Annotated in this window: 23 protein-coding genes and 6 pseudogenes; 9 read left to right on the top strand and 20 right to left on the bottom strand. The window is 35.1% G+C overall.

The annotated features are described in order from the left end of the window. Positions 1–35: 35 nt before the first annotated feature. The 3 genes and pseudogenes from OPR17_RS06410 (at position 36) to wmk (OPR17_RS06400) (ending at position 3,095) form a co-directional block, all read left to right on the top strand. A pseudogene (locus OPR17_RS06410) lies at positions 36–1,174 on the top strand (hypothetical protein). Between the two features lie 87 nt (positions 1,175–1,261). Beyond that, positions 1,262–2,149 carry a WO male-killing family protein Wmk gene (gene wmk / locus OPR17_RS06405; protein ID WP_265021558.1) on the top strand — a complete coding sequence of 296 codons (888 nt, stop codon included), beginning with the start codon at positions 1,262–1,264 and terminating at the stop codon, positions 2,147–2,149. A gap of 25 nt (positions 2,150–2,174) precedes the next feature. Next, positions 2,175–3,095 (top strand): WO male-killing family protein Wmk, encoded by a 921-nt coding sequence (gene wmk, locus OPR17_RS06400; protein ID WP_265021557.1) that lies wholly within the window; start codon positions 2,175–2,177, stop codon positions 3,093–3,095. 39 nt (positions 3,096–3,134) lie between these two features. On the opposite strand, the gene OPR17_RS06395 is transcribed toward wmk (OPR17_RS06400), so the two are convergent. The 12 genes and pseudogenes from OPR17_RS06395 to OPR17_RS06335 all read right to left on the bottom strand — a co-directional run bounded on the left by OPR17_RS06395 (position 3,135) and on the right by OPR17_RS06335 (position 12,171). Next, on the bottom strand, positions 3,135–4,064 hold the full coding sequence (locus OPR17_RS06395; RefSeq protein ID WP_265022188.1) for a patatin-like phospholipase family protein: 930 nt from the start codon (positions 4,062–4,064) through the stop codon (positions 3,135–3,137). A gap of 15 nt (positions 4,065–4,079) precedes the next feature. Continuing rightward, complete coding sequence (locus OPR17_RS06390) at positions 4,080–4,301, bottom strand: hypothetical protein (protein ID WP_265021556.1); 222 nt, start codon at positions 4,299–4,301, stop codon at positions 4,080–4,082. 67 nt (positions 4,302–4,368) lie between these two features. After that, positions 4,369–4,950, bottom strand: coding sequence for an ankyrin repeat domain-containing protein (locus OPR17_RS06385; RefSeq protein ID WP_265021555.1), 582 nt, complete (start codon positions 4,948–4,950; stop codon positions 4,369–4,371). 13 nt (positions 4,951–4,963) lie between these two features. Then, entirely contained in the window at positions 4,964–5,899 is a 936-nt protein-coding gene (locus OPR17_RS06380; protein WP_265021554.1) for a contractile injection system protein, VgrG/Pvc8 family, read from the bottom strand. Beyond that, positions 5,900–6,109 (bottom strand): tail protein X, encoded by a 210-nt coding sequence (locus OPR17_RS06375; RefSeq protein ID WP_265021553.1) that lies wholly within the window; start codon positions 6,107–6,109, stop codon positions 5,900–5,902. Beyond that, a complete protein-coding gene (locus OPR17_RS06370) occupies positions 6,106–6,462 on the bottom strand; it encodes a phage tail protein (protein ID WP_265021552.1) in 357 nt (118 codons plus the stop codon). The genes OPR17_RS06375 and OPR17_RS06370 overlap by 4 nt, the downstream gene beginning before the upstream one ends. Then, positions 6,462–8,731 (bottom strand): annotated as a pseudogene (locus OPR17_RS06365) (phage tail tape measure protein). Before OPR17_RS06365 ends, OPR17_RS06370 begins: the two are co-directional and overlap by 1 nt. A gap of 115 nt (positions 8,732–8,846) precedes the next feature. Further along, a complete protein-coding gene (locus OPR17_RS06355; RefSeq protein ID WP_265021549.1) occupies positions 8,847–9,101 on the bottom strand; it encodes a phage tail assembly protein in 255 nt (84 codons plus the stop codon). A 36-nt stretch (positions 9,102–9,137) separates the two neighbouring features. Then, positions 9,138–9,314, bottom strand: a pseudogene (locus OPR17_RS06350) (phage major tail tube protein); the annotation flags it as partial. A 33-nt stretch (positions 9,315–9,347) separates the two neighbouring features. Beyond that, positions 9,348–9,689 (bottom strand): protein-disulfide reductase DsbD domain-containing protein, encoded by a 342-nt coding sequence (locus tag OPR17_RS06345; protein ID WP_265022187.1) that lies wholly within the window; start codon positions 9,687–9,689, stop codon positions 9,348–9,350. Positions 9,690–10,139: 450 nt separating this feature from the next. Further along, complete coding sequence (gene groL / locus OPR17_RS06340; protein ID WP_265021547.1) at positions 10,140–11,789, bottom strand: chaperonin GroEL; 1,650 nt, start codon at positions 11,787–11,789, stop codon at positions 10,140–10,142. 100 nt (positions 11,790–11,889) lie between these two features. Beyond that, positions 11,890–12,171: a co-chaperone GroES gene (locus OPR17_RS06335; protein ID WP_265022186.1), complete on the bottom strand. Its 282-nt coding sequence runs from the start codon at positions 12,169–12,171 to the stop codon at positions 11,890–11,892. Between the two features lie 165 nt (positions 12,172–12,336). Here OPR17_RS06335 and ygfZ point away from each other — a divergent pair, with 165 nt between their 5' ends. Further along, positions 12,337–13,143 carry a CAF17-like 4Fe-4S cluster assembly/insertion protein YgfZ gene (gene ygfZ, locus OPR17_RS06330; RefSeq protein ID WP_265021546.1) on the top strand — a complete coding sequence of 269 codons (807 nt, stop codon included), beginning with the start codon at positions 12,337–12,339 and terminating at the stop codon, positions 13,141–13,143. 225 nt (positions 13,144–13,368) lie between these two features. Then, positions 13,369–13,500 (top strand): annotated as a pseudogene (locus OPR17_RS06325) (IS256 family transposase); the annotation flags it as partial. Here the strand turns inward: OPR17_RS06325 and OPR17_RS06320 are convergent. The 8 genes and pseudogenes from OPR17_RS06320 to OPR17_RS06290 form a co-directional block, all read right to left on the bottom strand. Then, positions 13,500–14,264, bottom strand: a pseudogene (locus tag OPR17_RS06320) (baseplate assembly protein); the annotation flags it as partial. The pseudogenes OPR17_RS06325 and OPR17_RS06320 sit on opposite strands and share 1 nt — an antisense overlap. 2 nt (positions 14,265–14,266) lie before the next feature. Beyond that, positions 14,267–14,602: a GPW/gp25 family protein gene (locus OPR17_RS06315; protein ID WP_265022185.1), complete on the bottom strand. Its 336-nt coding sequence runs from the start codon at positions 14,600–14,602 to the stop codon at positions 14,267–14,269. Positions 14,603–14,610: 8 nt separating this feature from the next. Beyond that, the gene (locus OPR17_RS07505) at positions 14,611–14,802 is read right to left on the bottom strand and encodes a hypothetical protein (RefSeq protein WP_265027521.1); all 192 of its coding nucleotides are present in this window, start codon (positions 14,800–14,802) and stop codon (positions 14,611–14,613) included. A gap of 68 nt (positions 14,803–14,870) precedes the next feature. Beyond that, on the bottom strand, positions 14,871–15,677 hold the full coding sequence (locus OPR17_RS06310; protein ID WP_265021545.1) for a PDDEXK nuclease domain-containing protein: 807 nt from the start codon (positions 15,675–15,677) through the stop codon (positions 14,871–14,873). 68 nt (positions 15,678–15,745) lie between these two features. Next, positions 15,746–16,740 (bottom strand): annotated as a pseudogene (locus tag OPR17_RS06305) (IS630 family transposase). Between the two features lie 632 nt (positions 16,741–17,372). Further along, positions 17,373–18,230 (bottom strand): ankyrin repeat domain-containing protein, encoded by an 858-nt coding sequence (locus OPR17_RS06300; RefSeq protein ID WP_265021544.1) that lies wholly within the window; start codon positions 18,228–18,230, stop codon positions 17,373–17,375. Continuing rightward, a complete protein-coding gene (locus OPR17_RS06295; RefSeq protein WP_265021543.1) occupies positions 18,193–18,381 on the bottom strand; it encodes a hypothetical protein in 189 nt (62 codons plus the stop codon). The genes OPR17_RS06300 and OPR17_RS06295 overlap by 38 nt, the downstream gene beginning before the upstream one ends. Positions 18,382–18,932: 551 nt before the next feature. Continuing rightward, positions 18,933–19,817: an IS982 family transposase gene (locus OPR17_RS06290; protein ID WP_265021329.1), complete on the bottom strand. Its 885-nt coding sequence runs from the start codon at positions 19,815–19,817 to the stop codon at positions 18,933–18,935. Positions 19,818–20,152: 335 nt separating this feature from the next. Here OPR17_RS06290 and OPR17_RS06285 point away from each other — a divergent pair, with 335 nt between their 5' ends. From OPR17_RS06285 to hemB, 4 genes are read left to right on the top strand one after another with little or no spacing between them, the layout of a single operon-like run. Further along, entirely contained in the window at positions 20,153–20,365 is a 213-nt protein-coding gene (locus OPR17_RS06285; RefSeq protein WP_182319003.1) for a hypothetical protein, read from the top strand. 5 nt (positions 20,366–20,370) lie between these two features. Beyond that, on the top strand, positions 20,371–22,419 hold the full coding sequence (gene nuoG / locus OPR17_RS06280; RefSeq protein WP_458694352.1) for an NADH-quinone oxidoreductase subunit NuoG: 2,049 nt from the start codon (positions 20,371–20,373) through the stop codon (positions 22,417–22,419). Beyond that, positions 22,403–23,428: an NADH-quinone oxidoreductase subunit NuoH gene (gene nuoH, locus OPR17_RS06275; protein ID WP_265021541.1), complete on the top strand. Its 1,026-nt coding sequence runs from the start codon at positions 22,403–22,405 to the stop codon at positions 23,426–23,428. Before nuoG ends, nuoH begins: the two co-directional genes overlap by 17 nt. Next, a complete protein-coding gene (hemB, locus tag OPR17_RS06270) occupies positions 23,421–24,425 on the top strand; it encodes a porphobilinogen synthase (RefSeq protein ID WP_265021540.1) in 1,005 nt (334 codons plus the stop codon). Before nuoH ends, hemB begins: the two co-directional genes overlap by 8 nt. Positions 24,426–24,452: the final 27 nt, after the last annotated feature.

Raw genomic sequence — 24,452 nt, 5'->3', positions numbered from 1 at the left:
GTATACTTAAAAAGTATTTTTAATATGGGGGTTATATGACTAGTAAAGACAAGTTATTGAAGAAAATATTTGGTGCTCTTGAAGGCGTTGATATAAAGCAGTCCACTTTTGCAAGCAAAATTAATAAGGCTAAAAGGCTTGTAGATAAAGAAATAGTACCTTTTCCTGGTAGAGAAGTTTGCGAAAACAAAATCAACTATGGGAAAGTATTTGACTATGTTTATGGCACAAAACCTTTAAATGATCAAGCAGAAGATTTAAATCCATTTGCTTCAAACTTGCAAAAAATAAAACCAAGTGTAAGTGAAAGTGAAAAGTTGAGCTGGTTTAAGAGTGCGATAGTAGAGGCAAAAAGCGTAAATGAATTACACAAAAATATAGACCAAGTACTAGCTAATGAAATGAGAATAAATGCATGTAATGATGGGGAATGGAGCTTTGCAGAATATGTAGTATTAGGTACACATTTTCACAGATTAGAAAAAAGTGATCGAAAAAAGCTAATACGAAAATTAATGCTAAGCGGTGCAGAGTTTCATGATACTTTATTGCAGAATAAACTGATAGGTGAAATCTATGATGAGCTACAACCAGAAGTTCAGCCACAGATAGATAAGATAAGAGAATAGAAGAACTAGAGAAAGCTGACGAAAGTGCTGTGCAAGAAGGAGAATTAATAGATGTTGAGATAGATAATACAACATCGTATATAGAATTTTCTGGGGATAGCAAGGTAGAGGTAGCTAAAATACTGGAAGCAAACAGAGAGTTAGGAAGTAATATTTTAAAAATTGGCAATGATGCAGTTGAGGTTAAAAGTGAGAAGGGAGGTATAAGAAACTATACCGATATTTCAGATGGCAGCTCTGTCATGTTAGAATTTCCTACGAGCATTGGTAAGCTAAATATTGTATTGTACCAGGACGTAAAAAACTGCAGTCAGGTACAAGTGAGAATAGCAAATAAGGAAATGTGGGCTGAATTACAACAAATAGGAGAAGAAATAGGAAAAAATTGTCTTTTTGCTGGAATAACGGTTAAAGAAGCAGTAGAAAAAGGTAGTTTCACTAGATGTGGCATATGGAGTGAAAAGCAGAAGGAAGTAAGTGAAAAATTGTTTTCATGGGCAGACAAAGTACGTGAAAATAGTAAAGAAACTTGTAGGGCACTTTAATTCATCAATTTAAAGGTTCCAGAGTCTAGCTATTATATCTGGAGCCTTTGAGCTATAATAGAAAATATTATATGCAAGGTTCTTTTTGTGGAAAGAAATTTAGACTATGAAGTAGGGCAAAAAGTAAAAAATTGGAGGTTAGAGCGAGGTTATACTCAGAAGGATTTAGCTGAGAAAATTGGTGTAAAGTACTGGGTAATATTGCAATATGAGAAAGGGAATCGTAGAGTTCCAATTGAAAGGTTATATGCTATAGCTGAGGCACTATCAATCAGTATTACGGATCTTATTCCTGTATCAAAAAGCTGTCTTGAAGATGAGGAAGAAGAAATATTAGATTTAGTAAGAGAATATAAAAAGATTAATGACCAAGAGTTACGTAAGATGTTTTGTTTACTAACCAAATTTGTTCAAGTTAGTGAGAAAAGTAGTAAAAAAGCAGAGAAAGTAAAAATTGTAAAGGGTTTGGTTAAAGCAGGAATTTCTATCAATATTGTCTCGCAAACAATAGGTCTCTCTGCTGATGAATGTATTGAAGAAAAAGTTGGTTCTATCTACTACCAAATAGGAAAAAAGATAAAAGAATGGAGACTGGTAAGAAAGTATACTCAAAAGGATTTGGCTGAGAAAATGGATACAACACGTGATGAAATAAGCAATTATGAGCAAGGACGTGTGGCCATTCCACTGGAAAAATTATATGCAATAGCAGGAACATTATCAATTAGCATTACAGATCTGCTAATAGAAGAAGATGAGGCAGTAGAAAATGAACTACCTGATTTGATTAAAGAATACAAAGAAATTGAGAGCCAAGAATTACGTAATGCACTAATGAAATCTTTGTTTGAAGGTTGTGGGGAGAAAGTGAGAAAGATAGAAAGGATGAAAGTTGCAAAGGATCTAGTAAAAGGGGGAATTCCTATTGATATTATTTTGCAAATAGTTGGTTTATCTGCTGATCAAATTGCATGAAAATTTATTTCTAAATAAGGTATATATGTTTGTTTCTCTAAGTGATGTTAGTCCTATACGCTACAAAATAGGGCAAAAAATAGAAAATTGTAGGTTAATGCGAGGGCATACTCAAATAGGATTAGCAGGTAAAATAGGTTTAACATACCAAGAAGTAAACAGCTATGAAAATGGGTATATTCCTATTCTAGTTGGAGTACTATATGTAATAGCAAGAGCATTATCAGTTAGTGTTACAGATCTACTACCCGAACCAGTAATAGTAAAAGAAGACAATTATGAAGATGAGGAAATATTTTATCTAACGAAAATATACGAGAATCAAAAGTTAGGCAAAATAGTACCTTCATTAGTCAGGTTTGTTCATATTAGCGAGAAAATTAATCAAGAAGAGGCAAGGTTGGAAATAGCAAAAAATCTAGTGAAAGAAGGAGTTTCAGTTGACATAATTTCCCAGGCAACCGGCTTATCTATTTACGAGTATGATAATACAGAGAGAGAAATCTGCACTGATTCTATATATTACAGAATAGGGCAAAGAATAAGAGAATGGAGGTTAATAAGAAGGTATACTCAAAAAGATTTAGCGGATAAAATTGGTGTAACACTCAAGGAAATACATGAATATGAAAGAGGTTATACCACCATATCATTTGATAAATTATATAAAATAGCAAGAGCATTATCAGTGAATATTAAAGTTTTGCTACCTAAAACAAGAGAAAGCAAAGAGGAAAGTAAGCTATTGAGTTTAATGGATGAGTACAGAGAAGATGAGACTCAAGAATCACTAGTCAAATCTCTATCTGAAAGTATGAAAAGTGGCAAGAAAAAAGTTAAAAAAACAGAAAAAATCAAGGTTGCAAAAAATCTAGCAGAGGCAGGTATTGCTATTGATATTATTGTGCGAGCAAGTGGCCTAACTGCTGATGAGTGTGAAAATTGAATTGTGTTAAACAATATACTAAGATATAAGTAAAAATAGTTATATATTTAATATTTCTATACAGAATTTGTTTATCACTTTTTGATTTTCCTCTATCATTGCATTTGCCTCCTCCTGCAGAGGTTTGATGTTTTTTGATGTAATGTTATCCATGTCAGCCGACGCTAGCTTCAATTGCGATTGTATTCTTACGTATCTATTGCCTATTACTTGATTCATCTGATAATTTACGCAGTCCAATCCAGAGGCAAACATCACATTTAACAAAGGTTTTATCCAGCCTATTTTTCCAAATCTCTTTGAATTAGTATACTTTATGCTTCTAGTCGTCCTGCCACTACCAATTGATAAAATTATAATATCATCATTAGGAAATAACCTCTTACCACTTGCATATGCACAAGCCGCTGGATTATTGGCAAATACCCCGCCATCCACTAATACTCTGTCTATCTGGTCAATTTTTAGATGTTTTGGTATGAAATAAGTAGGTGCAGCCGTTGCAGCTCTGAGTGCATCTTTCAGCTTAATATTACCTTCTTTCCAGCTTTTAAAGAAAAATGGACGATTATTGTGAATATCATAACTTGTTATCAGTACATTACTTAAGGTGTTTTGTAAAGTATCATCACCAAAATATTTATTCAGTACAAATTCAATATTTTTATATGGGTATTGTGCACAGTTAAACCAAGATAATATTGATCGCCTAAAAAATGAAGACTTAAAAATATATGCTCCGTACTTTTGGTAAAACTCAACTAGGTCGTTGGCTGAGTATTGGGGATTTCCCCGTTCATCTTTTTTACATAATCCCGCTACAACAATTCCACCAGTTGAGGTCCCTGCAATCAGATCAAAGATTTCAGCTACCCTCTTTCTTGTTCTTTTTTCTATTTCTGCTAGAATAATGGCTGGTATTATGCCCCTTATGCCTCCGCAGTCAACAGACAAGATATATCTAGTCATTGTGAAATTCATTCGTTATTTGTGTTTGTGAATAGCTTCAAGTTCATTGACTTCTTCAGTGAGGCTTTTCACTCTCTCCTCAAGTCGATAGACTATTTCTATTAGTTCTTGGTTTTTTTCTACAAATTTATCATGGATATGTACACGTAGGTCAAGTTTTGCCAACCACCAGATTAACCCTACAGTCTGTACAACTATTGTTATTATTACCGCTATAGGGATTTTTTGCTTTTTCATGTAAAAATATTAACTTGTTATGGATAGTTTTAGAAGTTTATATACAGATTATAGAAAACTTACAGCTTTAGTGATTACTTTTTGTTGATTTGTATCGGTCCTCTGCTTCTGCAAGTAGCTTTATTATTTGATCATAGGGCTTGTCTTTATTGTGTCGTGACCTTAGTGCGGCAATTCCTCTTGGTGTCTTTCCGTTATTATCTATGGTATTAGGGTTTACTCCTTTCTCTAATAAAAACTCGATAACCTCTAAGTTTCCCGAGTGTGTAGCATTATGTAGTGCTGTACTTCCATACTTACTAGTAACATGTATATTTGCTTCTTTATCTACTAAAAATCTTACAACTTTTAGACATCCTGAACTTGATGCATAGCCAAGAGGTGTTAAACCAGAAGACCCTATTTCATCAACATATACTACATTTTTTCCTACCAAAAGCTCAATAACCTCATAACTGCAGCTTTCAGCCGCTGTCTGTAATATTTTCCTATAATAGGAGTTAGCTCTAGATTTTTGATAGCAATAAGTAATACCAATGCATACTATTAATAGTATGCACCATACGAAATGTAGTTTATCTCTTTCATTATACTTTATTTTTTCATATTTGGCACACAGTTTCTTCATATTAAATAGATCATTACTCATTTTTTTCTTAACGTTACTTACTCAAAGATGCTGATAACATAGTAAGGTAGCCTGAGCTATTTAGAGTATGCTCCGCTCTATTAACTATCCATTCACCATCTACCGCTTGGTTAAAGTCTATAAGATTAAGTTTAGCTTCTGCAAAAATTTGAGGATTACCAGGTATAGTTATATCTAAAGCTTCATTGTTACGCTTCAATTGTTTCAGTTTGGCATTTGCTGCACTCAGCGCTGACTCTGCATTAGAGTAAAGTTCCAGCATAATATAACTTGGCTCGCTACTACCAACTGTTTCTTTAATAGTTTCGCCCTTTTCATAGCTGTGCCATTTTGCTACTACTGAATTATACTTATCACGTACGGTAAAATGCACTTTCCAATTAATTGTGTCTTGAGGTCTAATAGTCGTTGTTCCTAAAGCTTTTCCTGTGGCTGATTTTGCCATATTCTTTGAAATAAACAATATATACCCACCAGCTAATTTTGCCATTGCTTCACGCTCTGTTGCGATCTTTGTTAACAGACTTATATCACTTTCATCTGCCTGATTAATATGGGGTATCAATACATTCTTAAATTCCTCAGCAACTTTATGTCCATATCCATGTTTTTGAGCTATTTCTTTCACTAAGTTTTCTATGGTAATTTGATGCCATTCTTTTGATACCTTTGCTTTTAAAGATATTCTTAAATTTGTTGCATGAGCTTTGATTAGTAGAGTCTTAGGTGGACCTTGTATCGTAACTTCGTTGACTGTATATATACCCATTGGAAAGATTCCAGTTTCCTTATAACCTAGTGCTATGTTCAATTCATTTGGAACTTCTACATTTTCATTGCCATAATCAACGCATACCTCTGCAACATCATCTATAGTACCAGATCCATCAGTAAGATGCACCGATATTACATGATCTTTTATTCCTTCGATGCTAAATTCAGGTTTCATTTATTCCCACACTTTTAACTTCGATTTTTTCAACTGCTCTTGTATTGTAGGTAACTTGATTTTTAATCCTGCAGGCAAAAAACTTCCATAATCTGCAAGTCCAGGATTTTCTTCCAATACTATTTCTACTGCTCCAGAGCTATGTCCATAGTGTTTAAAGCATATATAATCCAACATTTCATTTTCTCGTGCTATATAATGTACTGTCATACACAACTCCTTAAACTTAAGCTAAATTGAACCTTTTTTGGTAATCCACATGGAAAATACGACGTTTGCTTTTCTTCTAACCGCACAGTAACAAATCTTCCCAAAACATTTCCTAAACTGTCTACTAAGATACTTGGTTCATGATTTTTCTCAGCTTCTTTCATGCTTTTTAATTGATTTAAATCATTCAGATTATGGAAATAAATTATTCCTTCTAAGTCTATATTTTCTGTACCTTGGCCAATATTTTGTAATGAAGGTATTTTACCAATACACTCAATTGTACTCCAACGATTTTCTTTACTATACCTTACACTTGTTGGAGAAAGCTTATGCTGACCAAGTGATAGCATTAGTAAATTGGTTCTATTGAATCAAACAGAACGTCACGCGATTTTTCTCTTATTCTTTTTATTACTGCATCAGCAAGACTACGGACATCTTGGTTAGGCTCTGCTTTTATACTTATATTGAATGTGAAAGTTTGATTGAAAATTTTTTGTTCACACTTTTCACAGTCTTTTAAAACTTTCTCTGAATTATCTGCTATAGAACCTTTTTCTGTAATCACACTTTCAATAATATTCGTTCTACTATTCGAAACTCCACTAAAAGCATTATTATTCAATAAAGGATTTCCTTTACTAAAAACATTTCTATTTTCACTAGTTGCACTGCCTATTTTTGCTTCTACTGGTTTCTCTAATGCTTTTATTGGACTATCATTAAAAAATTTTCCTATACCAATCCAATTTTCTATAGGTTTTGCAATTGATTTCCAGATACTTGAGAAAAAGTCCTTCACCTTTTGCCAATTAGCAATTACAAGCGCTGCACCAACTGATAGTCCAGCAATAGCAGCTCCTATAGGATTGGTTAGCGTTAAAGCTTTCAGTCCCATGATCACTGCTGGAATTACTCGAGCTGATAACGAAGTTAATACTGGTAAAAGTGTTCCCTGCAAAATAGCCTTAAAAGTTAATATTCCACCTCCAGCCAATGCAAATGCATAACCAAAACCTACCACTGCAATCTTGCCAATAATAAGAGCTGAAATTATGCTCATAACTCCTGTAGTCAAAATTGGACACTTCTCTGCGAACCAAGCTATACCTGTAGATATAGACCTCAAAATCTTACTTATCCAATTTAAAGTAGGTAGCATAACTGACCCTAAGTTCATTCCTAGCTCTGCTATTGTATTTTTAAGTAGCTGCAAATTATTTGCTGTAGTACTTGCACGGTTATTAAATTCCTTTTGCATAGATTTGTTATACTTTTCTTTATCAGCCACAAAATCTATTGCTTTTTTATATTCTTCCAAACTCCCAACTATCAATGCAATATCATCTTGATATTCTTGACCGAAGAGGTTGAGAAGAATTTGCGAACGTTCCTGTTTATCTATTTTCTCTAAAGTTTTAAAAAAGTAGAGTAATGCTTCTTGACCGTTTTGAGCAACTTTTTGTGACATCTCTTCTGCAGTTATTCCTATGGATTCCAATGCTGCTTTGAACTCTTTTCCTTGCCCTTCAGCAGTTTGAAGTTTAGAAAGCAGAGCATTGACAGCAGTTGCTGCTTTTTCAGGTTGTTTACCTAAACTAATGAAGGCATTTACTAAACTACTTGTCTGATTAATATCTAAACCAAATTGTTTTGCATTACCACCCACTCTAGCGAGTGCTTCAATCATATCGTTTGCCTTAGCTGCAGTATTATCTGAGAGGTAATTTATAACATCACCAACTCCTTCCATCTTCTCTACTGCAATTCCATAAATGTTAGCGAGTTTAGCTATGGAATCACCAGCTTGTTCGGCAGACATATCAAATGCTGTGGCCATTTTAGCTACTGTTGTGGTAAATTCAAGTAGCTTACCTTTGTTGATACCAAGCTGTCCACCACTTGCAGCTATTTGTGCTAACTCTGCAGCTGATAATGGTATTTCACGGGATAATTTCTTCAATTTTTGAGCAAATTCTTCAGCTTCATTTGTACCAGAAGTAAAGTCTACGACCTTTTTAATATCAGCCATGGCACTTTCAAAATCAATCGCAACTTTAATTGGAGCTGCAAGTGAAAGACCTAGTCCTATAGTCTCCATTGCTTGTGATCTATAATGCGCTTTTTTTGCCAAAGCATTTTGCTGTTTTTGTATTACAGATCCTAATTTACTGTATTTTCCTTTTAGTATTTCAATAGATGAACCAAGTTTAGTTTGATCCCTCACTAAAGATTTAATATCCTTTCCACTTTTCCTGATTTCTTCATTTAATGTGTGAAGTGCATCTCTCTTTTTGATATAAGCCTCTTTTGCCTTTGATGCCGATGCTTTCAATTTTTCGAATTCATTTCTCAGTGCTTTGCTTGGTTCTTTTTTTCCTTCTTTTCTTTAGCAATTACTGCAGCTGATTCTTTTGCTTTCTTCTCCGCTTCCTTCCAATTCTTCATGGCTTCAAGGGCATCATGATTTAGTTGCTTAAATTTGGAAACAGATTTCATTGACGAATCAAGCTGCTTTATACTATCACCCAACTTAGAAAGCTTTGCTGCACTACCTGTCATTGCACTATTAAAACTGCTATCTAACGTTGCACCGATCTTTATTGAAAGCATTGACATTTTTTTGTTACTCCTTCACTTACTTCTAACCACTTTAGAAACTCTTTTATACTCATATTAATAATTTGCTCAATTCCACTTCCTGTTGTTGAGCTAAGTTTTAAAATATTGAATCTTAACTCCTCTGTTCTAAAGGCGACAAAAAATCTTTTAGCACCTTTTGTATTTCTACATAATCTTTAATACATAAATCTTCAACTGCTTCTTTTGGCACAGATGCTAGATTAGCAATTAAAGCTACCTCTTTCAAAGCTTCGCCTTCTATGCGTTCTATAGCAAGTAAATCTCTTACTTTAGGTTCACGCATCGATAACTCTGAGACAGAGATACTATCAACTGTTATTGATTCACTAAGTGTAATTGTTTTCATATTTTCCTCTAAAAAAATAAAATTTCAAATAAGTTTTCATATTCCTAAAACCGTTTGCAGCAAGGCCATCTGATCAACGCCATTTATTTTTCTAATCATATTTTCAGCATCGATCTCTATTAATTCATTACCACCTATAGTAAGTTTATAGTAATGAGCAGCTACAGTGCATTTTAGAGTGGCTTTTTCAGCAGGTTTCCAGCTACCAGTGTCACGCACTGGAATGACACTTACCCCATGAGAACTCTATTTTTCATACCACTCATTTATAAGTTTATCGACATCAGAATCTATAAAATCCTTTAGTGGCTTTCTGGTTTTTATCTCAGCATTTTTAGGGATACACCTATCTTTACATATCGCATACTTTATATGAAAGTTAATATCAACGTATTCCTGATTTGGAAGTATGTTAGTTTTAAAAGGAAATAACACGATGTTTTCATATATGTTACTAACAAATGTAACTTGTCCTACTTTATCTTCATGTTCCTTGTGAGTAGGCCAATGGATATCTATATTTGATGTGTTACCCTTACAATCAAAGGAAGTGGGAAGGCCGAAATCTCCAGGATTTTTGTAATATATATGTCAACCTGATTTTATTGTAACCTTTATTGCACCTTTAAGAGTAAGGCTTGCTTCATTTATCTCGCCAATAAGTAAATCAAATTTTGCAATTTCCTCGTCAGCATATAGTTGGGTGCAAGAAAAAAATAAAAACAATATTAAATATATATGTATTTTCATTAAGGCAAATTTCTCCTTTTATAGAGAAAGTGATTTAGATTTTAAGTATTATATTTAATAGCATTATATAGATTATTTATTAATATAGCATTATGCTAGTATAAATATACCAGGGGTTATAGTTTTCTTATGCTGCGTTTTTGTTATTAGACAACCACAATATAAAGGGATGAAGCAAATGCAAACAATAGTGCCTTTCTGCACCAAACGTATTAGCTTTAACGAATAGTAAAATGTGAGATTTTTTGGAACCACCGTGGAGCAATTGCTCCACGGTGCCACTCTTACTTAGAATCCACCCATGCCACCCATTTCTCCTGCACCCATAGGAGATGAAGCATTTTCTTTGCTTGGTACATCAACTATCATAGATTCAGTAGTGATCAACACACTCGCAACAGATATCGCTGTTTCAAAAGCAATGCGCACCACTTTTGCTGGATCGATCACACCAGCTGTAAATGCATTAGCATAATTCATAGCCTCAACGTTGTATATAAGCTCTTTATCATTCTGCTTAATCAAATGGTCAATTATAACAGCAGACTCAAGACCAGCATTTTTAACTAACCTTCTAATTGGAGCACTGAGAACTTTCTTGATAATGTTTATGCCTATTTGCTCTTCGTCACTTGCACCTTTTAATTTGTCGAGAACAGATGAAGCATAAAGAAGTGCAACTCCACCACCTGGAACTATGCCTTCTTCAATTGCAGCTCTTGTTGCATGCAGCGCATCTTCGACTCTATCTCTACGTTCTTTAACTTCCACTTCAGTTGCTCCACCAACTTTTAGCACAGCAACGCCACCTGATAATTTCGCTAAACGCTCTCTTAGCTTTTCTTTATCATAATCAGAAGTTGAAGTTTCAATTTGAGATTTAATCTGCTCGATTCTAGCTTTCACACTGTCAGAATCGCTATTTTCGCTGACAACTGTGGTATTATCTTTAGTAATTTTAACATTTTTAGCCGTACCAAGATCATCAAGCGTGAGATCTTCCATCTTGATTCCAAGTTCATCTTTTATGACGTACTTAGCACCAGTTAAAGTTGCTATGTCTTCGAGCATCTCCTTTCTTCTGTCACCAAAACCTGGAGCTTTTACTGCAGCAACTTTTAAACCACCACGCAATTTATTGATAACTAAAGTGCTTAATGCTTCACCTTCGATATCCTCTGCAATAATAACCAAAGGTTTACCAGATTTAACAATAGCTTCAAGAATAGGAAGTAAAGGTTGAATAATATTTAATTTTTTCTCTGTAATTAATAGATAAGGATTATCAAGCTCCACGATCATTTTTTCATTATTTGTAATAAAATACGGAGAGAGATAACCGCGATCAAATTGCATGCCAGTAGTCAGCTCAACTTCTAACTCTTTTGAACCTTTACTCTCTTCAACAGTTATTACACCCTCTTTTCCAACTTTTTTCACGGAATCAGCGATACTGTTACCTATATCCTTATCACCATTTGCAGAGATTATTGCAACTTGTGCCACTTCGTCTATTTTCTCTAGAGAAATTGTACGAGACATTGACGCAATTTTCTTTAATATTACATCTTTTGCCTTCTGTATTCCGTTTTTAATACCAACACGATCGTTTCCAGCAGCAATTGATTTTGAAGCTTCCATTATCATGTTGCTAGTTAGTATTGAGCACGTTGTTGTACCATCACCAACTTTGTCGTTACATTGAGAACAACTTTGTGCAAAGATGCTTGCTATCGCAGCGTTTAATGGTTTTTCAGGCTTGATACCCTTCATCACCTTATAACCATCTTTTGTAATTTCTGGTGCTCCATAGGGCTTATTAATCCCTACTGTTTTTCCTCTAGGTCCTGCAGTTATTGCTACCGTTGAATCCACTATTGCTGCAACTTCACGAAAGGCTTCTTGCAACTGCTCACCTGATACTACTACATTAGTCATTTTTATCACCTCTTGTTAATAAAAAATTTAGAAAACTATAATAAAACCATTTACAATGCGCTATGTTGCGCTTTGTTTCAGTTTAGTAAAATAAAGACTGCTACTTAATGACAGCAAGTATATCGGATTCCTTCATCACGATAAGCTTCTCATTATTATGTTCTATTTCTGTACCAGCCCATTGGCGATAGAACACTTTATCACCAGCTTTCACAGTTAAAGTTACGCGTTCGCCACTTGAATTGCGTGAACCTTCACCAATTGCTATAACTTCACCTTTAGTAGGTTTCTTTTCAGCACTTGATGGAAGCACAATTCCACCTTGCTTTTCTTTGCTAATAGGCTTGATCAGCACGCTATCATCTAATACATTTAAACTTATACTTGACATTTGTTTTTCCTCATCAACAAATTAACTTATAAGTTTATATATATACTCGTAAGTTAGATTTCAAGGGCTGGAGCTTGTAAAATATGCACGCCAAAAGCAGTTTCTAAAAGAGCATAATGTTATATAATAGAATTTAGATTTATTTATAGAGATTTCATGAGTTATATACCATTTTTAAGTCGTGGTGTGATAGTGCTATATGGGCCTGATACTAGAGATTTTCTGCAGGGTATTATAACTAATGATATTAATAAGTTGGATAGCCAAAAAGCCATTTACTCTTTATTGCTTAGCCCTCAGGGAAAATATCTATATGATTTTTTTCTTATTGAATATGGTAAATACACCCTCTTGGAGTGCGAAAACATGCACTTGCAGCAAATAATCGAGAAACTGGATTTGCTTAAAACTTATTTGAAAGTGAAAATTAAAGACGTTAGCGCACTATATAAGGTTGGAGTTTTGTTTAATACTAAGTTGGCGGAGTGTAGTAGTGAATCACAAGTTATTTTTCAAGATCCAAGGCACAAGCTGCTAGGAATGAGGATCATACATAAAGATGAAATAAAAGAGCCGGTTGGGGATTTTACTCAGTATGAAAAAGTCAGAATTCAAAATCTCGTTCCAGATGGAGCGAAAGATATGGTGCAGAATTCATCGTTTCCGCTGCAATTTTTAATCGATAAAGTAAACGGTATAAGCTTTAATAAGGGGTGTTATATAGGTCAGGAAGTTGTAAATCGAATGAGCAGACAAGAAATATTCAGAAGAAAACTTTACCTTGTTGAGGGGGATAACGCACTTCCAGATATTGGCACTAAAGTGACAAATGAAAACAATGAGGAAATAGGGGAACTGCGCTCTAGTGTAGACAACATTGGATTTGCATTGCTTAATACTGGAAAGAGCCATGCAAATTTATATGCAGATGGAGTTAGGTGCGTTAAGACGTTGAAGTCTTAAGGTAGCGCATATAGAAACGAAAAACTTGCTTGACACCCTTCGCCAGCGCCCTTATCATAACAGTGAAGCTATTTCATTTAACTTCGCAATCTGTGCAGATTAAAACGACAAGGACTCCTGATATAATGTTGAACATTTTTTTTCTGCATTTCCGGGAATGTTCAAAAAAGTGTGTCAAACCGAAAAAAAAGTAATAAATTGATATAAAAAAATGGAGGTTTGACAATGAGTCAAAAAATAGTAAACAGAATTACCGGATTGGTAGATTATAAAGAATTAGAAACAAATATCCTGTCGTCTATACGAGAAGGAAGGCCATTAACAGGAAGGGATGGAGCATTTACACCATTTATAAAAAGCTGCTGGAGGTCATTTCCCAGTACCACAACGTCCTCTCTTGGCTCTATTAATTCCACGTTTTCTACTCCTTCTACGAACAAATTGGCTATTATCCACGACCTTGCAACATTCCATCCTAATCTTTTCGTTGTTTCAAATTTTTCTATAAATTGCTTCTTCACTGTTTCAATAATATCTGGTCTGTTAATGCTAATTTTACTGTGGATATCTATTTCAATAATATTGCAACTTACCACTTCAATTGTATCTGTTAAAATCCTCACATCCTCCATGTTTAGCTGATTTCTGACAATTTCTAGTAATTCTTCTGGGGGTATGCCAGTTGTGGATAATTCTGTTGATAAGATTGAAACTTGTACTTTTCCTGGTACATGTGATTCTACTAATGCATCTTTTACTCTCGTATCTGCTGATAATGCATAATACCGATAATTTCCTCCTGTTGACCAGCCAACTATCTTTGCTTTAATTCTTTTTCTGAAACGTTCGTCATCCTCTTCTTTTTCTCTTTCAACTCCGTAAAACTCAGCTAAATTATCAAGTTCTTCTCCCCTTGCAAACTTCAGTAAATTGCTTTTTGCTGCTTCGTTTATTCTTTCTCTGAGCAAAAGTTCTCGCCATGCTGCTACCTCTAAAATCTTTATTGCTGGGTCACTTTCCACCAATCCTGTAAAACTTTTATCTCGATTTACTAACTCTTCTTTCATCCGCGAAAAGATTTCTTCGAAGTTCAGTAGTTCGATAATATTTGGCTGCTGCATCTTTATACCACAACTCCGTCAAAGCGAATTTTTTCTCCATTTGATGTATATATCCCTTCCAGGGCAATAGTGACTTTCCCTTCTTTTACTTCTGTGATTTTTACTTTCTCGAGTTTGAACCTTGTTTCCCACTTTTGTAGTGCTTCAGCTACTGCTGCATAAATTTCCAGCGTAAAATCACGATTTATTGGCCGATCTACTAATTCAAACAATCGGGAACCATACTCTCTTCTCATAACACGTGATCCAATTGGCGTGGTTAATATATCAATAATTGATTGCTTTAAGTGCTCTAAGCCTTCTAATTCCTTTCCTGTTTTAGCATCCATTCCTTGCATATATTTTTTCATTTTTCATGACTTTGACCTAGTACTTTGAGTCGTTCGTATTTTTCACGCGCTATAGAGATAGCCTTTCTCAACTTCTTTTCAAGAATTTCTTTAGAAGGAAGCTGTGTTAAATACTGTGCAACGTGAATATTAGAGCCTTCAAGTTCAAGGTATTCTATATCTTCTTGATCCTTATCAGCACATAAAATAATCCCTGGAGGTTTTTCTTCATCTGGTTTTCGTTCATTTTTATCTAACCAATTTAAGCATCTGTCCTTTATAAGCTGGGACCAATTTTTAGTTTTATTGCAACAAGACGTCTTAATCCTCTATGAAAAAATAGCAGGTCTAAATACCTATCAGTTGCATCAGTGCTCATCCTTTTTTGGCGTGTTACAAAGCAAAAATCATTACCAAACTCTTGTAAAAATTTTATCAGTTCATCCAAAATCGTATTTTCTAGATCAGTCTCGCTATGACTTGATGGCAATTCCACAAAGTTAAGGAAGTATGGATCATGAAAAATGAATTCTGGTGCTAACGTATTTTCTTCACGTAATTGTTTGATGCTTTGTCTTATGAAGTCCTCAGGTTTTTTTGCTAGTGCTGTACGTTCATACAACATGGTATCGATTCTACTACGTAGTGCTCTAACACTCCATCTTTCAATACGACACATTTCTAAATAGTAGCTACGCTTCAAGTCATCAGAAATTGCAATAATTTCTACAAAATGTAACCAACTTAATTGTTGTGACAGTGTCGCGACAATTTCTTGATCGGGAAAAAATTTGGAAAATTGCACCATCCGAAATAATGAAGCTCTATCAAACCCACGTCCATATTTAATTTGAAGTTCTTTTGCAAGTTGGAAGATGATTCGTTGGCCATAGTCTGCACGTTTGTGCTTTAAGATATATTGATCAATTCTAAAGCCAATTTCCCAATTTAACAATACTAGAGTAGAATTGAAATGTGTAGCAAGATGATTCTTTGCTCTATCTATTAAATTACTAATATCCCCTAATAAGCTAGTAGTGATATCCATCAACGCTATTTTCAATAAAGAACCATTATAGCACAAAAACTTTCGATTTTAATGTATACACTTTTACCCCGAAAAAACATTACTACTTCCGCTTATACCAACTCTCATTGTTGGCCAGTCAAATAGGAGACATTGCAGAGTTGTTTAATTGTGGAGCTGGCAAGAGAAGTAATAAATTTGCACAAAGCACCCTCAAGCAGAGCAATTGTATCGTATATTTTATTGCGTAAAATGTTCTGTTTTATATATAACCAAAGTCTCTCAACAGGATTTAGCTCAGGTGAGTACGGAGGTAGGTATATAATATCGATATTTTTAGGTACCTTTAAATTTTTTCCAACTAGCACAATCCATAACGAGAAAAGCCTCTCGTGTTTCTAGATATTGCGAAATTTGCTCAAGAAATATGTTCATGCAATCAGTGTTGACATTTGAGCTAGAACTCTCTCCATTTCTAGGATTAACTGCACTATAGAGATAGAAATTTTGCCTACCTAATTTTGTTTTAACCTGTGTTCTAATCCCCTTTTTAAACCACCCATGTCCAACTTTTGAATGTGTGCCAAACTGTGATTCATCAAAGAAAAATAGCTCTTTTCTGGATACTTGCTAATAGCTCCATTGAGATTTTTTTTTGAATTCCTCTTGTTTGCTTTTATCTTGTCCATTATGAACTGGTCTTGGTGTAATATATGAGAATTTCATCTTTTGCATATGGCGGTGTACTGTAGATTTGCTGATATTTAATCTGAACTTTTCCTGGATTCTTATTCTCATTTCTTTAATGGTGATACTAGGATTTTCTTCTATCCACTCTTCAATTTGCTGTAGTTGAGCCTGATTTAATTTAGTTTTTCTACGACGTTGTGAAGGAGCAAACAGTTTTTCTTCTCTGCCAATTTTCAAGAGTTTTACCCACGAAGTTAGTGCGCTTCTTGAAATGCAATATATTTTTGCTACAGCCGTTATACTGTGCTTTTTTGCTGCAATTACAGCATTTAGTTTTTTTTGAAACATATGCATTATTCCTTGCTTTCTTCAGCATTTCTTTTGCTGATTCTACTACTTTTTCATCTAATAATTTTGATCTTAATGCCATTTAAACCTCGCTATTTTACTTACTTCAGTATGGCTTTTCTTCCATCATTGTCCATCTGTTTGCCGTGTAATGGGAATTGGTATTAGTAGGAATACAAAGGATCTCCCAAGTTCATTTAGAATCCATTTCAATACATGACACGGCCTCCGATCCCGATAGAGTGAGTGATAACTTGCCTTATTGTTACCCTCCATGCTGCCTTCCATTTTATGGAAAATGTCGACCTCCATCACTTTATTTTTTATTTCGGGAATCAATACCTTCATTTTCATTGCACCCTATATTGTCCATTCCATTAGCTTTACTACGCTCGTTACCTCACGCAGCATAATGGTCTGTTCTAGGCTGTTGGCTAGACTTTGCCTAAGTTGGATTTTCACCAACCGTATTCTAAACGCTTACTTGGCGCACCCATAATAAAAGCCCCTTAGCTAACCACATTATTACAGACTTGCCCAGACTTAAAAATATCTTCAATTAACACCCAGCCTGTAAAGATATTATGTATGATAAATAGCAAGAATAAAAGCTATTGCAAGCATAATTTTTCTAACTTTTGTATTCTTTAGCTTGACACTCCCACAAACTTCACTGACATTGACCTCTGAACCTGCTATGCTTCTGCTTGTTAATTAGCTATACAACAAACCAACTGCTTGATGCTGCTCACTGTTTGGATTAAGGAGGTTTCTGCTTGGTGTATTCTTTCCGATAACTCGTGAAACAACTGCACGCAATTCCAGTTCTGGAACGTGTCGTGCTTTAATATCTTCAAAGCTAACAAAATCAATCAGAGAACGGTTAGGATTTCCAAATTCCACTTTAAACCTATCTCTGTTTTCTTCCAGAAAAGCTCTTATCCTATCAGGTGTCTTACCTTCATGGTAACCCAGTTGTGATAAAACATCAATTAATGGTTTATGATTATGCAGAAAAATTTCTTTTTCCACTTCATTAGCTTTATTAATCAAAATATGAGCATATTCTGGATATTGTTCTTGTAAGCTTTCTTGGTTATCAAATCTACTGCATACATTTTCATTTCTTTCCCATATACTAACTAGATTATTAATGTTGCTTTCTCTTAAAAAGTCATATAGTGGCTCATTTTCTTCCTCAAGCTCCTTGATTTCATCTAGGCATCTATTCCAATAGGTAGAAAATGTATCTGTCAAGTAATATGGTCTTTGTATACTAAAATCTTGTATTAATGTTCTTCGAATTAGGGCTTCTATTACATCTTCATGAGCAATTATAGTAGCCAAATGTAAAGGAGTCTCTTCACCTTTACCTCTTATATTAACATTAGCCCCTGCTTTTATTAGAGCTTTAACTATCCCTAAGTAACCATTTTCAGCAGCCCAGTGTAAAGGAGTTTTTTCATTCTTACCTTTTGCATTAACATCTGCACCTTTATCTATTAGAGCATTTACTATATCTTTGCAACCGCTTCTAACGCAATAACGTAAATTTACAACCTTTACATTCAAACTGGTAATTTACATTAAAATTAGCTCTTTCCCACTTTTTATACTCACCTTTGTCTTTTTCCTTTAATTCCTCTTTTATTTTTTCAATTACGTTACTCTCATCGTCAGCATTTATTGTACTGAATACATCTGACCACTTCTTATACTCCATGACTCAGACCTTAAACTATTTATTTTAATTATACTATAACTAGAAAAACAGGCAATACATAATCAATGACTGATTTCTATATACATAGCATATTAGAACTGACATTTTAGTAACTGTCAATTACTTTGTATGATGTTAACAAGCCACATGGGAATTTATAGAAAATACTCAGCTCCGTAGCATCACAAAATTTTTAATTATTGACTTTCCCCAAAAACACGAAAATAGTATGTACCTTTGCGAGAACGCGTTGTGTAAAAATAGGGTTGTGAAAATAAAAACATAAAATTGTTGCAACAAAGCCAAGCAAATTAGTTCATATATAAATTTAGTTAAAGTAGGCTAATATAGCTGGTTTTGCGGTATAGTAAAGTTGCTATAAACAAAGATTCGCACGGATCCAGCGGTAGAGATGTGGCATCCAAGCACCATCCATAAGATGTAAAAATCCAGCATACAAGGGGCTAGCAGCATATGGTAAAACAAAGGCGGGCCCAGTAATGCTAGAAGTCAAACCAAAAAAAAAGCAACAGCCGGCGAACTCACTCTATTTATAACGCAAATTCTGGATTAAGGAAGGAAGTATAGGAAATAGAAGGCTTTTTGGATTTGATGGAATAGGAGATGAGAGTAGAAAAGATATGAACCAAGAAATCAACAGGGGATCTATGGCGAGTGTGTTCAATTTCTAGTCTATTTTTTAGGTAACCAAAAACAGTCTCAATGATAGACCTTTTTCTCAGTAAAATCTTCTCATTTAGCGAAATTAATGTATTTTTCATACCTTTTTTCACCTTGGTAACAAGTTTCAAACCTCGGTCAAACAGCTTCTGAAAAAGCTCTTTTGCAATATAACCTTTGTCACCAAACAAAAGGCCGGTTAATTTTTCCGTCAAATTTGGCACAGGTATCCTATCATCAACATTGCCTTTTGTTAGCGTAAGTGCATGAATTTCACCATTTTCATTGATTACCATATGTAATTTGAAACCAAAAAACCAGCCGTAAGTACTCTTGCTTAATTTTGCAATTCCAGCAAAAACTTTGTTTTTGGATATTCTTTTTGCATGACAAACTGCAATGGGAGTTGTGTCTATATATGAAATTCCAGTGTTTTCTGACTGTCCACAAAGCCAATGCAACAACATTGCTAAATGCCACAAAACCCTAGGCTTTAGAGCAACAAACCTGGTATATGAAGGCAACTTTGGAAACTCTGATTTGTAGAGCAACGTTAGGTAATGTAGATAGAAAGTTTTGAAATTTTTACACGGAGATTGTTGATATAGCAGGATTATTGTCATGATTTCAGAGTGCTCAATTTCCGTTGTTCTTGTGGGTTTTTTACCATTTGGCAGTAGTTTGCCTGCAAAATTTTTCTCTATATCTCTGCAAAAATCATCGACCAAACAAAACAGTTTTGTTATATCTTCCATGGGTAACCTCATCTATTTTTTTATAACTGCTGAGTTTACCCTGTTTTCTGCCTTTTCTATTCTCCTTTAATCCAGAATTCGCGTCAAAAGGGCTACTGCTGTCTTGGATGGAAACCAGTGTCAGCTACTTGAATCTGCCACGCAAATTGCCTGCAAATTGCAATGTTCGTACAGCTGTGCGTCATGCGCTGGAATGGCATCAAGGGGTAACTTTTTATTTAAACAATGATTGTAAAATGATTATAACAAGAGATCTATTGAAATTTTAAAGTTATTAAATATTGACGCTGTATACTTAAGTGTTAAAATAGAATGAAAAGTTTTTAGGAGTTTATATGGCAGCAGGTGGGAAAGCAAAGACAGCTAGTAAAAATAACCCTACTCAGCGTAAGAAAGCTGAGCAAAAAGTGTATAAAGATAAACCGGTAAAACCTGTTAGATATATAGATCGTGATTCGCGCATGAATTATATGTCTGCTCAATATGACAACGGCAATCTGGTTGAAGATGAGATAAGCGGCAACCCTATAAAGTGGGAAGCTGTATAATAGTTGTGGTTAAAGTTACTATTAATTCTAAGGAATGTGAAGTAGAGCATGGGCTCACTATAATTCAAGCTTGTGAAGTTGTGGGCGTTGAAATTCCACGTTTTTGTTATCATGAGCGTTTAGCAATTGCTGGTAACTGCAGAATGTGTTTGGTTGAAGTGGAGGGTGGACCTCCAAAACCAGTAGCCTCTTGTGCAATGCCAGTTGCAGAAGGGATGGTTATTCACACTGATACCCCTAAGGTTAAAAAAGCACGTGAAGGTGTGCTTGAGTTTTTGCTAATTAACCACCCGCTTGATTGCCCAATTTGCGATCAAGGTGGTGAATGCGATTTGCAAGATATCACGATGGCTTATGGGAAAGGAACCAGCAGACTTGATGAGCATAAGAGGGCTGTGCCAAAAAAACACTTCGGACCACTGATTGAGACTGCGATGAATCGATGCATTCATTGCACTCGGTGTGTTAGATTTTTGTCTGATGTTGCAGGTACAAATGAACTTGGAGGAATCGGAAGGGGAGAAAATGTAGAGATTAGCACTTACATAAAAAGGCATATTAGTTCTGAATTATCTGGAAATATCATAGATCTCTGCCCGGTAGGGGCTTTAACTTCAAAGCCTTACTCCTTTACAGCGCGTCCATGGGAGCTATCACATTGTGAGACTATAGATGTGCTAGATGCTGTGGGTAGCGCAATTAGAGTTGATTATCGTGGCCCGGAGGTTATGAGGATATTACCAAGGCTGAGCGAAGAGGTAAATGAAGAATGGATATCAGATAAAACCCGCTTTGCCTATGATGGACTAAAAGTTCAGCGTCTTGATCGACCTTATATAAAAAAAGATGGTAAATTAGCCCCAGTTGATTGGAATGAAGCATTAACTGTTGCTGCAAAGAAATTAAAGAATACAAAATCAAATAAAATAGCTGCAATTGCAGGTGATTTAGCAGATTGTGAGTCTATGCTTCTACTCAAAGAAGTGATGCAGAAGCTCGGCTCGGGGAATATAGACTGTAGGCAAGATGGTGCAAAGCTTATACCAAGTAATCGTGGATCGTATGTGTTCAATACCACTATTGAAGGTATAGAAAATGCAGATTTATGTCTGCTTATAAATACAAATCCAAGGATAGAAGCACCGATCATTAACGTAAGATTGAGAAAGAGATATTTACAGGGCAACTTTCCTGTTGCAAGTGTTGGTCCTAACATTGAATATTTGTATTATGTTGAGAAATTGGGCGATAATCCTGATATTTTGAGTGAAATAGCAAATGGAAATCATAAGTTCTGTGAGCTGCTGAGTGCTGCTCAGAGCCCTATGCTGATTATTGGTCAAGATGCATTAGTAAGAGACGATTCTGAATCAGTTCTAGTTCTAGCTGGCAAAATTGCAGAAAAATTTAACATGGTCAGAGATGACTGGAATGGCTTTAATATGCTGCATAAAGCTGCAGCAAGAGTTGGTGGGCTAGATACTGGGTTTGTTCCTAAAAAAGGCGAAAGGGATATTAATCAAATATTGGAACATGCAGAAAGTGGTGAAATAGAAGTGGTTTATCTTCTTGGTGCAGATGAAATTGATACATCAAAATTAGAAAATACATTTGTAATTTATCAAGGTCATCACGGTGATAAGGGTGCACATGTGGCAGATGTTATCTTGCCTGGTGCTGCATATACAGAAAAATATGCAACTTATGTAAATACTGAAGGTCGAGTGCAAAGAACAAATTTAGCTGTGTTTCCTCCAGGTGAAGCAAAGGAGGATTGGTTAATTATTAAAAATCTTTCACAATATTTAGACCTTTCTTTACCGTATGATAGTTTATTTGATGTGAGAAAAAAATTAGATACTATCGGTCCACAGTTTAGAAATGCCGATCAAGTGGTAAAAAACACATGGATGCCAATTAGCAATGGTGAGATAAGCTTAAGTAATACACCTTTTACTTTAAAGGAGTGTAATTTCTATATGACGGATTCAATAAGTCGCGCTTCAAAAATAATGGCAGATTGTACTAAAGCTTTTTATGAACACGCTAGTTAATATTTTATTTATTTTAGTACCGCTACTACTTTCAGTTGCGTACTTGGTATATTTTGAGCGTAAAGTTATTGCTGCAATTCAACTGAGACATGGTCCAAGTGTGGTTGGGCCATTTGGGTTATTGCAACCGTTTGCAGATGCTATCAAGCTAATAATTAAAGAGCCGATAATACCCTTTAGAGCGAGCACCATACTATTTATTATGGCTCCAATGCTGACCTTTATTTTAGCGTTGATTGCCTGGGCAGTTATGCCGTTTGGTGCTGAAGTAATTGTAGAAAATGGCCAGCAAGTAGTGATTCCTAAGGTTATAGCAAATATTAATGTTGGAGTGCTTTATGTGCTAGCTATATCGTCGCTGGGAGTATACGGCGTAATTATTGCAGGCTGGTCAAGCAATTCTAATTATGCATTTCTTGGCGCTATACGGTCGGCTGCTCAGATGATTTCATATGAAGTTTCAATAGGTTTAATAGTTGCTACAGTTGTTGTTACAACTGGTACGTTAAACCTTGGAGAGATGGTGGTAGCGAAACACAATATGCCATTTTGGGTTGATTTGCTACTAATGCCTATAGGAACAATATTTTTTATTTCTTTGCTTGCAGAAACTAATCGTCACCCATTTGATTTACCAGAAGCTGAAGCAGAGCTTGTCTCTGGATATAACGTTGAATATTCATCCATGCCTTTTGCCCTCTTTTTTCTTGGAGAATATGCAAATATGATTCTAGCAAGTGCTATGATGACTATATTCTTTTTGGGAGGGTGGTATCCACCATTGGAGCTTAGTTTATTTTATAAAGTTCCAGGTTTAGTTTGGTTTATTTTAAAAATAGTTATACTTTTGTTCGTATTTATTTGGATTAGAGCAACAATACCTCGTTATCGATATGATCAGCTAATGCGCCTTGGTTGGAAAGTGTTTCTGCCAATATCGGTGCTTTGGGTGGTACTCATTTCAGGAGTGTTGCTCTTTGCTGGGAATTTACCTGGGTCCAATGTTTAATTTTCCAAATACAAGATTAAGGCGCAGGCGCTCGAGCAAATGGGTTCGCAATTTAACAAGTGAAAATAGTTTATCAGTGAATGATCTGGTTCTTCCTCTGTTTGTTCACGACAGAGAAGAAACAACTGAACCAATTTCTGGCTTACCAGGCGTAAAGTGTTATTCAATAGATGGATTAGTGTCTATAGTTAAGGAAGCTAAAGATTTAGGAATTAATGCTGTTGCAATTTTTCCTGTAGTTGATAGTAAACTAAAATCTGAAAACGCTGAGGGAGCATATAATTCTGACAACTTAATCTGCAAAGCAATTCGTGCTGTAAAATTAAAGGTACCTGAAATTGGTGTTATTGCAGACGTTGCACTGGATCCATACACTATTCATGGCCATGACGGCATTTTAAAAGATAATCAGATGGATGTAGAAAACGATGAAACTATATCAGTACTGTGTAAGCAAGCACTTGCTTTAGCGAAGGCAGGATGTGATATAGTTGCTCCTTCTGATATGATGGATGGTAGAATAGGAAGAATCAGAAAATCATTAGATGATAATAACTTTCAAGACGTATTAATATTATCTTATGCAGTGAAATATTGCTCTAGCTTCTATGCTCCATTCAGGCAAGTCGTTGGTTCATGTGGGCTATCACATTCTATAGACAAAAGTGGTTATCAAATGGATTATAAAAATGCGCACGAAGCAATGTGCGAAATTGAAATGGATATAAATGAAGGTGCAGATTTTATTATGATTAAACCAGGCATGCCATATTTGGATGTGATAAAAACAGCAAGCGATAAGTTTAACTTTCCGATTTTTGCTTACCAAGTAAGCGGTGAGTACGCAATGATAAAAGCTGCAGCAAATAATGGCTGGCTGGATTATGACAAGGTGATTTATGAATCTTTGATTAGTTTCAAACGTGCGGGTGCAAGTGCAATATTCACTTACGCTGCACTTGATATTGCAAAAAATTTAAGTGCACAAGCCCTATAAAATTACTAAATTTTTGGCGCATGTTCT

This window comes from Wolbachia endosymbiont (group A) of Icerya purchasi, assembly GCF_947251635.1.
Lineage (GTDB): Bacteria > Pseudomonadota > Alphaproteobacteria > Rickettsiales > Anaplasmataceae > Wolbachia > Wolbachia pipientis.
This window is presented reverse-complemented; position numbering and strand designations above follow the sequence as displayed.